At 51.1% G+C, this 14,954-nt stretch carries 11 protein-coding genes; 1 reads left to right on the top strand and 10 read right to left on the bottom strand.

Annotated elements, in window-relative coordinates:
• Nucleotides 1-28 precede the first annotated feature (28 nt).
• Nucleotides 29-2,539 carry an ATP-dependent helicase HrpB gene (gene hrpB, locus M4D81_RS07010; protein WP_260065266.1) on the bottom strand — a complete coding sequence of 837 codons (2,511 nt, stop codon included), beginning with the start codon at nucleotides 2,537-2,539 and terminating at the stop codon, nucleotides 29-31.
• A 180-nt stretch (nucleotides 2,540-2,719) separates the two neighbouring features.
• Between hrpB and gluQRS the strand changes: the two genes are divergently transcribed.
• On the top strand, nucleotides 2,720-3,697 hold the full coding sequence (gene gluQRS, locus M4D81_RS07005) for a tRNA glutamyl-Q(34) synthetase GluQRS (protein WP_260065265.1): 978 nt from the start codon (nucleotides 2,720-2,722) through the stop codon (nucleotides 3,695-3,697).
• A 120-nt stretch (nucleotides 3,698-3,817) separates the two neighbouring features.
• Here the strand turns inward: gluQRS and M4D81_RS07000 are convergent, their stop codons facing one another.
• From M4D81_RS07000 to essC, 9 genes are all read right to left on the bottom strand, one after another.
• The gene (locus M4D81_RS07000) at nucleotides 3,818-4,198 is read right to left on the bottom strand and encodes a DnaJ family domain-containing protein (RefSeq protein ID WP_260065264.1); all 381 of its coding nucleotides are present in this window, start codon (nucleotides 4,196-4,198) and stop codon (nucleotides 3,818-3,820) included.
• Between the two features lie 109 nt (nucleotides 4,199-4,307).
• Entirely contained in the window at nucleotides 4,308-5,105 is a 798-nt protein-coding gene (locus tag M4D81_RS06995) for an SDR family oxidoreductase (RefSeq protein ID WP_113058720.1), read from the bottom strand.
• A gap of 161 nt (nucleotides 5,106-5,266) precedes the next feature.
• On the bottom strand, nucleotides 5,267-6,109 hold the full coding sequence (locus M4D81_RS06990; protein WP_071220207.1) for a hypothetical protein: 843 nt from the start codon (nucleotides 6,107-6,109) through the stop codon (nucleotides 5,267-5,269).
• A 13-nt stretch (nucleotides 6,110-6,122) separates the two neighbouring features.
• On the bottom strand, nucleotides 6,123-6,875 hold the full coding sequence (locus tag M4D81_RS06985; protein WP_071220489.1) for a vWA domain-containing protein: 753 nt from the start codon (nucleotides 6,873-6,875) through the stop codon (nucleotides 6,123-6,125).
• Between the two features lie 43 nt (nucleotides 6,876-6,918).
• Nucleotides 6,919-9,000, bottom strand: a complete 2,082-nt coding sequence (locus M4D81_RS06980) for a protein kinase family protein (RefSeq protein ID WP_260065262.1) — start codon at nucleotides 8,998-9,000, stop codon at nucleotides 6,919-6,921.
• A 158-nt stretch (nucleotides 9,001-9,158) separates the two neighbouring features.
• On the bottom strand, nucleotides 9,159-9,434 hold the full coding sequence (locus M4D81_RS06975; protein WP_006211202.1) for a WXG100 family type VII secretion target: 276 nt from the start codon (nucleotides 9,432-9,434) through the stop codon (nucleotides 9,159-9,161).
• 157 nt (nucleotides 9,435-9,591) lie between these two features.
• Nucleotides 9,592-10,104: a WXG100 family type VII secretion target gene (locus M4D81_RS06970; RefSeq protein ID WP_260065260.1), complete on the bottom strand. Its 513-nt coding sequence runs from the start codon at nucleotides 10,102-10,104 to the stop codon at nucleotides 9,592-9,594.
• 27 nt (nucleotides 10,105-10,131) lie between these two features.
• Nucleotides 10,132-10,938, bottom strand: coding sequence for a hypothetical protein (locus M4D81_RS06965; RefSeq protein WP_260065259.1), 807 nt, complete (start codon nucleotides 10,936-10,938; stop codon nucleotides 10,132-10,134).
• A gap of 16 nt (nucleotides 10,939-10,954) precedes the next feature.
• Nucleotides 10,955-14,944 (bottom strand): type VII secretion protein EssC, encoded by a 3,990-nt coding sequence (gene essC / locus M4D81_RS06960; RefSeq protein ID WP_260065258.1) that lies wholly within the window; start codon nucleotides 14,942-14,944, stop codon nucleotides 10,955-10,957.
• Nucleotides 14,945-14,954: the final 10 nt, after the last annotated feature.

The following is a 14,954-nucleotide window of genomic DNA, read 5'->3' as shown; positions in this document are numbered from 1 at the left end:
GGGGGAAATTAAACGTGACGCTGCTGAGTTAAGCCTTGGGCCGAGTCCGATGGGTTGCAGTCGCCTCCATGGGATCATCAGGCCAATAATGTTTAGGATATCTTCCCTTTAAGTCTTTTTTCACCTCGAAATAGCCGCTGCGCCAGAAACTGGACAGGTCCGAGGTAACCTGAACGGGCCTTTGAGCCGGCGACAGCAAATGTAAGGTCAACGCAACCCGTCCGCCAGCAATTCGCGGCGTATCCTGAAGTCCGAACATCTCCTGCAGTCGAACGGCCAGGAACGGTTGTTCAGGGTCATTGTAGTTAACTGGGATCAAGGACCCGCTCGGGACCCTAATATGAGTCGGCGCTTCCTTCTGAAGCTTCTGCTTTTGCTCCCAGCTCAGCATATGCTCCAAGAGCGTTCCCGGAGCAAGACGTCTCATATCATTTCGATTCCGCAGCCCTTCCAAGTATGGGAGCAGCCACTCCTCCGCCTGATTCAGCAAGCCTTCGTCCGAAACATCAGGCCATTCCCCCTCGGGATCATGCCTGAACATGAAGGCCAGTCGTTCTCTCAGCTGCAATGCCGCCTTGCTCCACTGCAACAAACCAAGACCCTCCAGCCTGATCCCTTGCAGCATGGCTTCCGCTATTTCCTCTCCTGTCGGATTCGAATAGGCTTGTTCCTTGATAACGAGGGCTCCAAGCATCAGCTTCTGCCTCGCCCTGATGCTGCCGGAAGCAGAATCCCATACAACCTCTTTATGCTGTTCCATCTCGTCAAGGTAATACTTTTCGAGCCATAATTCATCCATTTCAGAAGCAAGCTGAATATTCCCGTCCGCGCCTTGATCATCAACGGCAGCGACCACAATATACGGTGCGCGGCTCATAGGTTGGACCGACACCAATTTCACGCCTCTGCCGCTGCGCATCAAAAAACCAGTCCCTCCCCTGTTCTTCGCGATCCGATCCGGATAGGCGAACGACAGCAAAAGGCCGCAGAGATTCAAGTCCCCGCTAGTCGTATATGCGATATTCAGCTGTGCATGCAGTTTTCTGATCTCTTGTTTCATCCGCTGCAGCACGGCTTCATTTGTCATGTCTTGTTCAGCCGATCGCTGACCTTGTCGTTCAATCAAGAGAAGCCCCTCCACACGTGAGCGCAAATCCTGATCCCTGATGGCTTCACCTCTGCTCATGATGTCACGCTCTTGAAGCAGTACAGCAATTCGGATAGCCAGCGATGTTTCACCTATTTCTTGTGCTTTCAGCAGCATGTGAGTGAGCCTCGGATGAAGCCCAAGAAGCGCCATCGCTCGGCCATGCTGTGTGATACTGCCTGAATCGTCCAGAGCCGACAGCTGCTTCAATAACGCTTGTCCTTGCGCAAGAGCTAGTCGGGGCGGCGCATCAAGCCAGGCAAGCTCCTCCGGGTCACGCGTTCCCCACACCGCCAATTCCAAGGCCAGCGGCGTCAAATCGGATTCACGGATCGCCGGAATGGTGCTTTCCGACAGATGACGATGCTCTTCCTCGCTCCATAAGCGATAACATACACCAGCCGATACGCGCCCGGCCCTTCCCCTTCTCTGATCCGCGGATGCCCTGGATAACCGTCTCGTAATCAATTGCGGCAGTCCCGTTCTGGGCGAGAACACCTCCGTGCGCATATAACCGCTGTCAACAACCGTCTTAATCCCCTCAATGGTAATACTGCTCTCGGCAATGCTTGTGGAGAGTACAATTTTACGCCTGCCGTTCGAATCGCGTCTGATCACTTCGTCCTGCTTGTCTGCCGGAAGCGCGCTGTACAACTCCCGAATGACGACATCTTGGCTTAAACCTGTTCTTAATAATTCATTAGCGGTTCTCCTGATTTCGCGGGCACCCGGCAAGAATACAAGGATATCGCCTTCCTGTTCGGAGAGCGCGCGCATAATGGCATTCGCCGCACCTTTATGCAGCTCGTCAAGAGAGAATGAGCGCAAATAGTGAGTAGACACTGGAAAAGCACGCCCTTCGCTAACGATGACCGGTGCGTCGCCAAGAAGCTTCGCGACTGGCTCAGCCTCTAGGGTAGCAGACATGACGAGCAGCCTTAGATCTTCCCGCAGCACCGACTGGGATTCCATCACAAAAGCCAGGCCGGTATCAGCCTGCAAATTCCGTTCATGAAATTCGTCAAATATAATCATACCGATGCCGGTTAATTCCGGATCATTCTGCAGCATACGCGTCATGATGCCTTCCGTCACAACTTCGATCCGAGTGTTCTGACCGATCTTGCTGTCCATTCGGACGCGATATCCGATCGTCTCACCAACAGCCTCTCCCAAAGAGGATGCCATATAACTCGCAGCCGAGCGAGCTGCAATTCTTCTGGGCTCGAGCATGATGATCCGCTTGTCTTCCAGCCACGGTTCATTCAGGAATGCCAAGGGCACCTGGGTTGTCTTGCCCGCCCCCGGTTCAGCGATCAAAACCGCACGGGTTCCAGCAGATAAAGCCATTTTCAATTGTGGAAGTATTCGGTGAATCGGTAATTCAGTCATGGATACATCTCCGTTATCCTATCGAATATCAATATAATCCCTTAATTATATAAAACAGCCGATGTACGTCAAGGGGAGCTGCTTGTCGCCACGGCTGGAAAGTATCGATATAATTGCGATACAATATGAATATCATTCCCATGTCAACATCAAGATTCATGTAGTCGGAAGGTGAAATGTATGGAGCAGCATGCCACATTTCGCGGCCGCTTTGCCCCTACGCCATCAGGAAAGATGCACATCGGCAATGCGTTGACCGCTTTACTTGGATGGCTGCAAATGAGGAGTATGAACGGACAGTATATACTCCGTATAGAAGATATCGATGTCCAGCGTTCCCGGCAGGAGCTTGCCGTCGAGATTATGAGAGATCTGGAATGGCTCGGCTTGGATTGGGATGAAGGTCCCGGTGTAACCGGAGACTACGGACCCTATCATCAGGCGGCGCGCCAAGCGTTATATGAGCAGGAAATCACCAAGCTGCAGGAAGCCAATAACCTGTACCCCTGCTATTGCAGTCGGGCCGATATTACGGCCGCAGCCAGCGCACCGCACGGCATTGCATCGGAAGGCCTCCGTTATCCGGGAACTTGTAGAGACTTGACTCGAGAGGAAGCGGCGCTTCGAGAGCTTCATAAGAAGCCTTCGCTGCGGATGAAGGTACCGGAAGACATCGTTTCCTTCGTCGACGGCATCGCCGGGGTGCAGTGCCATCGACTATCTGACGGAGGAGACTTTGTGGTTCGCAGGGCTGACGATATCATCTCATATCAACTCGCGGTGGTTGTGGATGATGCTTTAATGGGCATAACCCATGTACTCCGAGGAGCCGATCTACTGGACTCCACGCCACGTCAGCTGCTCTTATACCATGCGTTAGGCTATCAGCCACCACATTTTGCACATACCCCGCTAATGGTCGATGCGGAAGGCAGAAGGCTCGCCAAGAGGACCCGCGGGCTTAGCCTCTCCTTTCTTCGCGGCCAGGGCATCCTGCCCGAGCGCATCATCGGCTGGCTCGCTTGGACCGCCGGTCTCCTGGACAATCCGGAACCCGTTCGACCTGTCGATTTAATTCCTGTGTTTGACTTATCGAAAGTATCTTCTGTCCCGATCAAAATGACGGATCATGTCAAAAATCAACTCTTTGAATCCTAGATGCAACTCATCGAAATAAGGGATTCGCAGGAGTTATTAAACTACATCTTCTTATCCAGATAAACAAGCAGCGCCAGCACTTTCATCCTCGCTAAGAGAAGAAAGGCTGGCGCTGTTCTGCTATTCCTCATGAGTTAATCGTTCCCTGACCTTGGACTCATACTGCGTAAACGCGCTATTGCCGCTAAGCCCGCGCTGTTCCATCAGCAATTGCAGTCTTAGATGCTTTTCATTGAGCTTGCGTTGAAGCTGCTCCTGCTCACCGTCGCTGCGGGCAGCACCGAGCAAGTCATACAGCTGAACGCATTCCTTGCGAAGCGTAACTTCTTCAGGGACATAACCCGCATTTTTCATGATGCGATAAGACATTCTCAGATCCTCCGGAATGTGCGAAAGATCGTCGATCGGAAGTTTCTTTCCGGCATATGGCATATGATCGAGCTCTCCGTTGCGGATCGCTTCTTCGATCTTCTGCTCAGCCAATCTGGAAAAGATGCTCATGATTACACAGCCTCCTCCTTTTTTCCTTCGTCCTCTTCATCATATAGCAGCGCAGTTTATATTCCAAGTTCTGAATGCAGGAAACCCTCGAGAACTCTCCCGATCTCATTTACAACAGGGATTCGGCCCCATCTATGAAGATTTGTGCCCCTGTAATATGTCTTGATTGATCGGAAGCGAGAAACGCCACCAAATCCGCGACCTCTTCAGGCGTACCCGGTCCATCAGACAGCGGCTGGCTCCCTTCAGGATATTCAACCGGAATCACGATCTCTTCCAGATCTCCCTGCTTCTTCGTGCTTTGATCAATGTTGGTGGATATGGCGCCGGGGCAGATGACATTAACCCTAATCTTGAATTTCGCCAGCTCCAGCGCAGCCATCTTCGCAAAAGCCACCTGTCCCGCTTTGGTTGTGCTGTATGCGCTCATCCCAAAGTTGGAGAAGGTTCGGGTACCATTGACGGAGCTGGTAATGATAATGCTGCCCTGCCCCCTTTTCTTGAGGTGCGGAATCGCATATTTGACCGTCAGAAACGTCCCGTTCAAATTTACGTTCAGCGTCTTGGTCCATTCCTCCAGCTTCATTTCGTCAATTGGCGTCATCACACCGTTAATCCCTGCATTGGCGAATACAATATCAACACCGCCAAAAATCTCCACCGTTTCGAGGACCGCCTTCTCCACCCGGTCAGGATCTGTAGTATCTACGTCAAAGGCTCTGGCGGAACCCTCGCGAATAGAGTTGATCTCCGATTCCGCTTTATTCGTTCGGTCATCCAACAGATCGAATAAAGCAACATTTGCGCCTTCCTTCGCCAGCTGAATGGCGGCTGCCTTCCCTATGCCTGATCCGGCTCCGGTAATGATCGCTGTTCTCCCATGAAAACGTCCGTGTCCTTCATTCATTATCAACACGCTCCTTATTATCGTAATCCGTTATGCGTTCATCTGTCACAAGATTACCCAAAAGGAGTTGTTTTATAATCATGATTTCTAATTTTTTGCACAAAAAAGCCGGACCTCTTGGGTCCGACCATCGTTTACCATAATCTGACATTATCAGAAACCTACCATACAATCTCCAGAAACGAAGCGTCATCTTCCAGACCGTCTGTATGGCGAGCATTCATTAATACTTGCACTTGCTCATCAGGAATCGGCTCCTTCATCGGATCCAGATCGTTGAGCCCATCGCTGTATAACTGAAGCCGATATTCGGTCTCCGGATCTAATTTGCACGAAAACACATGAGGACTGCCTCCGATCGGACCACTACGGGAAGACCAACGTTCCGACGTCCGGAAACGATCTCCGAATACCGAGGTAATCTCGTCTTCCTTACGCCACAAGCGTACCCTGGAGTCACCCTGCCAGGCGAGCCACAATCTTCCTTTGCGGCGAAAACCCGAGGAGAGCTCTATGCGGCCGCAAATATACATAGCTTCGCTTCCCTTGCGCTGCTTCTCTTCCAGCACTTCGCGAAGCAGCTTGGGCGTTTCGGAACTCAGGGAATGAGTCCGCATTTCCCGATCGGCTTCCTGCGTAAGCTCCTTCAGTCTGCGTTCAAGCGATGCGGTCGTGAGTTCCTCAACCGTCTCCAGCCAATTCATTAACCCTTGGCCAAGCAGACGTGAGGCCACATCGCCCCGATAACTCAATCCGACACCATCGCACAATACAAAATGGCACACATCTTCATTCATCTTCAAAGCAATGAAATCCTGACCCATCTCGGAGAGCATGACAGATTCTGCCGCTCTGCCATACGCATAACGACATGTGAACAAATCTTTAATCTTCGTAACCGGTTCTTCCACGGTCTGCTTGCTCTCGTAATAAAACGATGCTGCTTGAGCCTTCCGTTTACGAATTCCCAACGATTCCATGCTTCTTGCGTATGATCGCTTCATCTTTGTGACCCTCTTACCTTACCGGCGTGGCAGCTGACATCTGAAACCCGATGGACACCAGCTCAGAGCAAGTGCCTGGAAGCATCATCAAAGCTCCCGGGCTCAGTTGATAATCCGCCTCAACCAGCATTTCTCGATAACTTTCGGGAAGAACGGAAGACATCATTTTAAGTTTGCGCGCGTGTTCATCCTCAAGCGAAGTATCGGCCAAAATCCCTTTCCAGCGGCGCGGTTCGGATATCGGCTGGTTCATCAGATGATCGGATATGAATATATTCTCCACAAGCACGTTGCCGTCCGGAACACTCATGTTCATGATGCGGCGGGCAATCGGCTCCGGATCCTCTCCCGTAGCCACGCCATCCGTCATATGGCACACAAGCGGGGCAGGGCAATCCTGCATATTCGGAATCTCCGACTGCAGGATTTTCTCGGCTTGCAGGAACGCTTTCGCCGAATCGGAAAAACGCTTCGGCGTTAAATCCGGAAGCGATCCGATCGCCGCAATTTCGTCAATGCCCTTAATCCCGTTTAACAAATCATAGACATCATCGCTGTAAGCAAGGATGGCAATCCGGTATCTAGGCGTCAGCCGATTGCCCTTCGTGGACCGAAATACCATTTGCCGAATGGCCAGGGACAAGGCCTCGTAAACGACATCGATCCGCCTCCGGTCCTCCATCAGCATGTTCATGGACGCGCTGATATCAATCAGATATATAATAAGCGCTGGCGTGCGCTGTGATGCTTGAATGGTATAGTTCATCGTGAATAACATTCACCCCTGCATTTTCGTCATGTTTACTTCCTTACAGTTTTGGTATCCAGTGGCTGTCGTCACTTATGAATTGCTGCAGATTGCTAAGGCGGCTGCTCATTTTACCAACGGTTTTATAATAGGCCTTATCCTTGTTATATAACTGTATGAATTCACGTGCGGCGTTCTTAGCACGGTCTTTGTTCCCGGCTACCTGCGCATTATACGCTTTATTGTATAAGGCAACCAGTTCTACAACGTTTTGGGAACGCTGTTTCTGAAGCGCTGCGGCTTGGGCTTGTTGGGCAGCTCTGGCTCGCGCCTGGCGCTCCGCCTCCGCCTTGGCAGCTTCCCTAGCCGCCGCCTCTTCCTGTGCCTGCCTGTTCTTCTTCTCTTCCAGCTGAGCTAAGTACGCCTCATACTTGGCCTGATTATCATATTTCTCTTGCAATGCCTGCTTCTTTTTCTTCCCTTCAAGTGATGCCAGATAAGCTTCATACTTCGCCTGCTTCTCATACTTGGCCTGAAGCTCAGCTTTCTCCTGTTCCTTCAGTGCCTGCTCAGCTTCTTGAGCCTTCTTGGCCTCCTCAGCCTTCTTGCGCTCCTCTTCCGCTTTCTTAGCCTCTGCCTCTTTCTGGGCAGCCTCTTCCTGCTGCCTCCGTGCTTCTTCCTCTTGCTTACGCGCTGCTTCTTCCTTCTCCTGCGCTTGCTGCTCGGCTAATTTCTGAGCATCCAACTGACGGCTCTCTGCCTTCTCCGCCAGAATCTGATTCACCGTAATCGCAGAACCTGCCAATATGACGATGGCCGCAGCGGTTGAGAGCATGAATTTACGGGATAACAACAGCGCTTTTATGCCTTTGTTGGATGATTCTTCAGCTGGACGCAGCTGCTCTTCGAGCCCCTGTATAGCCGCGGCAAGCTCCACTTCAAGCGGACTGTCCTTCTTTACGAAATGATACGCGGAGCGGAATATTTCCAACGCGCCGGAAAGATTACCCGCATCCTCCAGATCACGGGCTTGATGAAACAAGCGTCCAACCACATTGTCGTTGACCTCTCGGGTGCCCGGCTCTATGCCAAGCGATGCCATAATTTCAGCCGGCACCTCTTGGACGGTTTCAGAACGGGATTCATCCGCCTTATCATCATGGGCAGCAGCAGCGGCTACAGGAGCTTGGGCTTCCTCGACTACTTCTTCTTCACTCAAGGATGATAAAGCAATCAGCCACTCACCAAAGGTAGGGCAGCTGCTCAAATCCTGACTGTCCCAGGTTCTGCCAAACAGATCCGCAATCCGTGTGCCCCAACGCTGACCCAGCGATTTTTTCAGTAAAAAATAACGCTCGCACGGGGTCTGCATTTCATGCTGATCAAAATAGCTTTCGCCCCATGCCCGATTCACGATAGCCGGATCGCTCCATCCCAGCATTTCCGCAATGATAACAGCACCTGCGAAACGATCAGCATATGAACTCCATAACCCGCTATGCACCGTACGATGAGCCGCATATCCAGGAGAGCCAGCAAGCAAAACATCAGGCCGATCCATTTTGGGGCTGTACATCTGCTCCACATCGACAAGCTCAACGGCGGCAGCGCCTTCCGGCAGCTTCACTTCCGAAAAAAACGGAAGCATGACATTAGGCGCAGACAGGTCACAGTGGGCTAATCCGCGCTGCTCCATGCTTGAGCCGATGGCTGCCAATGCCTTGGCAAGCATCAGACTATCAGAACGTCCCAGATTACGCTGATCGCTTATAACGTCAAACCAAGTACATCCATGAATCCATGGCATGATGACCGCGTAGAGCAAATCCGGATATTCCGCTATCAAATCTCCGTTTCTTTCGGGAGTGAGCACCTCTCGACTGCTTACCTGCAAACCCGGTATCTCGCGATAATTCCCCATATGTTCGGATTGATACACCATAGCCGGAATTCTGAACTTAGGAAAAAATACCTTTAGTGCTTTGGCTTCATGCAGTTCCCCGTCCACAGGAATCAACTGGTAGACGATTCCCTGACGCCCAGCTTGGGCATAGGCTACGCCTGGCGCTGCGGGATGCTGCCCTACTGTATAAGCCGTTCCATTTACAACAATCCCATCGCCCGGGTTTGGCTGAAATGTCATGAACGTCATCCTCTCTTAACTCCGTTACCTAACTATATAACTCTATTAACCACATGGTTATATTCTAAACATCCAAAATTGCAAGAAAACCGGGTTGTCTACCACCCGGTTTATTCTGCCTATTAAACTATTATAAAGCAAAAGTCTCCGAATGGATATTAACGGGATTCGTCAGCCATACGGAATTTCTGAGCGATCGCTTTCAGCTCATTGCTGATGCTGTCAAGCGTTTGAACGAAGGAGTTCATCAAGCGGCTTGCTTCCTGGAATTCCTGGAAAAAGCGTTGCTTCGTCATACCATCCCATTGACCTTCCATGCCGTTGATCGATTGAGTCAGGCTGTTAACGATTTGCTGACTTTGATCACCGCTCTGTTTAAATTGGTTTGCTACTTGTTCAACTTGTTCTGGCGTAATTAAAATACGTCCTGCCATTTATGTAACCTCCTAGAAATTCGTTTTCTGGTGACACTTGACATCTTAGCCCATGAGCCTCAGTTTATCAAAGCGTCCTCAGACCTAATTTCCAGTTACCCTATACGTCCCAATTTGAAACATTTACCATCCCGATTTTCCCGAAAGGAATAGGGATTTAGTTGGCAATGTCAAACGAAGACGGATCGGTAAAGGTCCAGCTTTGCCCGGCTAACGCGGCTTGTTTAGCCGAATCCCCGTTGTCTCCACTGGTCATGCCCACGGCAGCGGCTACCGAACTCGGGTTCGATATAACCGTCGATGAATTGCCATATTCCGGTAATATGGATGAGCGCCCCTCCATGCCGGAAGCGGCAAACAGAGCCGTCGGTGATACTGTACTTACGATGGCATGCTCCAAAATCGTATGGTACTGATGATCCGTTTCTTGAAATTGATCGGCTTTGCTTTGAAGATGCTTGCCCAGCTGAGCAAGAAGAGCTCCCAGATGCTCTCCAAGATTCCGGGCAGACTGCCACTCATCAATAACCGCCGCTTTGAGAGACGTCTCCCAAACGAGTGATTCCATAGCTTGGTTGAGCGTTCTCGTAATCGCTAAATATTCATCGCCACTATGCTGCAGCTGACGGCTTAACGTCCGGAGAGACTCCGGCTCGACAGAAATACGCATTGGTCCTCACCTTTCATACAGGCTCTGTTACTGTTTCAGCCACATGAGTAGCATATGACGAAACTGCTCTTTGGTCGCTGGCGCTGCGGTTAACCAGTCCTGGTCTCCCTCCAGGCTCATACGCAGCAGCCAATTCATGGACTCGTTCACTATAAATGCTGCATTTTGACTTTCCCAGCTGTTTCCGTTCCAAATCGACAGCTGGAGTTCCCCCGAAGACACCTTGTTTTTCATACATTTCGCTAAAGCGATGGAACCTTCCGCATCATCCGTCAACCTGGCCAAGCGATCGCCGATATCATCGCTGTTCTGTTCGGAAGCGGAGGTGTAAATATCTCCGAATTCTTTCCGGCTAAGGAGCAGTGCCGGAATATCCCCCCAGTTTTGGTCGCTTAGGGCCAGATCCTGCACCAGTTGATCGCAGGTTTGTTCGATCGTGCCAAGTTCGCTTAGCAGGTAACATCGGTTGTCTTCGCCGCTTCTGCATACTTGTATTACCCGTTCGTCAGTAACATGCAGATATCCTTCAAACGCCGAATCCTGATTTTCATATTTCAACCAGCACGCACGTTCCGCAAGTCCGGCAATAGCCACTCTTGAGAAGACCTCGGGTGGAATCGACAATTCCCCGCCTTCCTCTTGAATCAAATATTGCTTGCTTAGGAGCGATTGTTTGGTTTTCTCCCACTCAACCGCGATTTCTTCCGTTAAGTATCCTACAAAAGGATCTTCAACACCAAGTAATCGGTCCGATCCGATAATTCCAGCCAAGAAGAAAAATTCCTTGTCATTCAGCGTGATCGTTTCTTGTTTGGAAGCATGAATTGTCAACATTATGAGCCACCTCCCCTCAAACTACAACATGCCATCGGTCGCGAATTTCTGTGACCCATCTTTGGGCGTTCCATTCGTCATCAAACGGAACTGCGCCTTTTATTCTGGAAAATTTGCGTTTTACGTAGTACCCCTGTCCTGGCGGGAGTATTTTTAGTCCTCCAGGACTATTAGCAGATTCGGAAAAAGGAATTCTGAAGAACGATAAATCGTTGGAATCCAATGTTCCGAATAAAAATCCGTTTTGTGCAGCCTTGATATCAGTAAACCAATCGACGCCATACGTCGGGAAATCGGCCGGCACACCGGCAACGATAACGTGTACCCGGCGATCCCTCCCCTGTCTGACGATGGCTGACAGCTGGTCTTTCAAGGTGAAATCGGAAAGCTGCTTGCTGAGCACGTCAGCGTCATCAATCATAAGCAGGATCGTCGGGTCTTCACTGTCTTTCGACCGGGTTTGAACCCGTTCATAAAGACCTGAAATGAGCGGAGCCAGGTCTTCCTCATTCTCCGCATGTCCACGGACATGCGGAAGATGATTCATCCGACTCAGACCGCTGCTTCCATAGCGCGTATCTACCGTATAGATTTCCAGCTCATCCGGCGATGTATGATATGCAAGTGATAACATCCAGCTAAGAAGGAATGACGTTTTACCGCCTTCCATCGGACTCGCCACAATAAAATGCGGCCCATCCTCCAAATTGATAGCAAAAGGAGTCAGATCGTCCGTAGCCACCCCGACAGGAACCCGATACTTCGCCATACCTGCTGTTTCGTAAGGCTTTTGTACCTTCAGCAGTTGATGAAGCGGAATCTTGTCCGGCAGTGACTCAATCCGCGGCGCTTCCTCCCCGTGCCACGCTGCCCGGTGAGTGCGAATCATATCGCGGAGCGCTGCGGAGCGGTCCCCCTCTTCCTGGCCTGAAGCCGGCAAGGCCGTCTGAAATTCAAGCGGCGGCACCTGCCCCTTGACCAGACCTCTTCCCGGAGGAAGCTGGCTGGGAGCTCTTGTTGGACGCCCTACCGCATAGTAGTAATCAGCAGGATCGGCCAGTTCGTACGACACTGCTTGCGAAATGTTGCTTCGAACCTTCTCGAACATATCCGAAATCCGGTTCGCCGTAATGACAAACGTTATTCCCAGACTGCCGCCTTCTCGCAGCAGGTATTCAAGCATATCATTCTCATCCGGATAGGAGTTCCGGAAATTCAGATAACCGTCAATAACCACGACCAGTTGCGGAACGGGTTCTGTGTTGCCCCGGCGATAGGATGCAACAGTCTTCACACCCGCTTCGGCAATCATGTCCTTGCGAGTCGCCGCCGTTTTCGTCAGAAAACGGAACAGGCGCTTGATGCGATCCTCTTCCTCCGCCGTCATGACTCCTCCGATATGAGGCAGCCCTGTAAAGTCCCGCATCATTCGGCCCATATCCACGATATACCCATGCCAAAAGTCCGGGGTGTACCGACTGGCTAACGACATCAGCATCGTTTGAATAAAGGTGGTCTTTCCAAGTCCGGGCATGCCGTACACGGCCCAGTGGCCTTGCTCAAGATTAAGCATCAACGGCTTCTGGCATTGGTTTGGCAGATCATCAACCATCCCAACGTAGGACACAAGCGCCGAATCGCCGAACAGCTCCTGCTTCTGCAGCTCGGTCCCGGACTGAATGCTCTCCAGATCCAAGCTCTCCGGAAGCGGTGGAAGCCAAGGCCCCTGTAGCCGTTCGATTCCTTGCTCTTCGGCAACTTCCGCTACATGGTCGATAAACACCTGGAGCTGTTTGGGTACCTCCAGATGCGCTCCCAGGGAAGGATTAGATGCAAGCAGAGGCTCACTCTTCCCGTTGATTCGCACCTCGCGAATAACCACTGCGCCAGGCGTATCCTTCTCTTCAATGTAAGGAGCACCGCTCCAGGCAAATTGCATTTCTTCAAACACTTCATCACTGCCCACCTGAAAATAGCCTCGTCCGGGCTTGTTAATCCAGGCTGCATTCGGAATCTTCAGCATATCACGGCTATCGCCCTCGCTTTGTACCCGAAGGCAGATCCGAAAGCGCGAATTACTCCAAATTTTATCGTCCACGACACCTGCAGGCTTCTGAGTCGCAAGAATCAGATGGACTCCAAGTGTTCGTCCAATAGCGGCAATGCTGATCAATTCATCCATGAATTCCGGTTGGTCTTTCTTCAGCTGTGCAAATTCATCAATGATAATAACGAGATGCGGAAGCGGTTCGCCATGCCGATTGCGCAGCAGCTTGTAGTACTCGTCGATATGCTGCAGATTTCCCGCATCGTTCAATATTTTCTGGCGGCGGACCAGCTCGGCTTTCAGCGACACCTTCGCGCGCTCGATTAGATTGTTATCCAGGTTCGTTATGGTTCCTACAACGTGCGGCAAGTTGACAAACGTGTTCGACATGCCGCCGCCCTTGTAATCAATAAGCATAAATGCCAGGTCATGAGGGTGGAATTCGGATGCCAGGGAGGCAACAATGGATTGAATAACCTCACTTTTCCCGGAACCGGTCGTTCCCGCAATCAGACCGTGCGGTCCATGACCTTGACGCTCTATTTTATCATGAAGATTCAAATTAATCTTCTTTCCGCCCGCCCGGACCCCCATCGGAACGGGTAATGAATCCGGATATCGGTTCTGCTGCCAGCGTCTGTGTACATCCAAATCGTTGATTTTTTGAATATCCATCATCTCGAAGAGTGCCAAAACGCTTGGGATATCCGACGCAGAGGATCGTTTCAGCCGGATCGGCGCCATGTATCGGGCCAAGGCTTCAATTTGCTCCCTGCTAATATGATGGGATTGGAAAGTTTGCTTGGAGACCGTGCCATCTGCTTTCTTAATCGTATACGCCGCCTGCTCCCGGTCAACCTCAACAATAAGCTGGCAGTGCATCGGCAAGCTTTCCTTGCGGTCGGACAAGATGATGGTAACCGCATCGGTCGCTTCGGCATCTTCCATCAACAGAGGCAGCAGCGGTTCTTCCTCGATTAATTGGGTAGCGGATAAAATCACCACGTATGCCGGTGTCTCAATCGATTTCTTCCCATGCTCGGCGCGATTATTTTTACGCCGGTATAGGTGAGTAAATATTTCATCGGCAAGCTGATGGGCATTGCTCCGTCGATCCGCAAGATAGCGGCTGGATCGATCATCATCCCACGTATGTGGGAGCCAGCGCAGCCATTGCCACTCGCTCGCTTCTTTCTCTTCGTAGAACGCGGCGATCTTCACTTCATCGGGTGAGTGCCGCACCGCCGTTTGGGCCATCATTACGCGCAGCATATTTAATACGCGCTCCCTTCCGCCTACGATCCCTATGACCTTGGATTCGAATAACGGCAGCGCAATCGATGCGTCGTCGACGGACTGAAATTCGGAAGACAGCAATTCAGCTGCTTCGATCAAAGGGTCCTTGTCATACCCATCCGCGCGGGGAGGCTTTACGTTAATGTAAAAAGGAACCTCTCCCTTGCCCACGCAAATCTCCAGAAAGTCCTTATCTTCCGGGGAGCGTTCCCATAAGCTGCTGCTCCGGTTCTTCACGACGTTGTAACACACGTCCGGATCGCCATGGATTTCAAACAGAATGTGTACCTGATCTTCCTGCCGCTCCTTCAGTTCTTCCCGATGCAGATCAAGCTGTGCCCGGTACTTCTGATTACGCTCGGCCAGATTCTTCTGATAGGTCTTCTTGTTGCTTAAATACATGAAGAACGGGAGCGTGTAGGATGTCAGCATCATAAAGACGGAGAGCATCTGGAACATCATGTAGTTGGGATTCCCCATTTTGCCGCTCACGTTCATATAAACATAGAAACCAACCGTCGCAGCCGTCATAATAATCGGGATAATGATGGCAATCATCGAAAACGACGGTTTGCTTGGCTCGGACGGCGGTCTCAGAATCTCCATGTCTTCATTCGGTAAAGCCGGTCTAATACGCGGCGAACGTTGGTACAACACGTTCATAAGTCACTTC

This window comes from Paenibacillus sp. p3-SID867 (assembly GCF_025142895.1).
Lineage (GTDB): Bacteria > Bacillota > Bacilli > Paenibacillales > Paenibacillaceae > Paenibacillus_AQ.
This window is presented reverse-complemented; position numbering and strand designations above follow the sequence as displayed.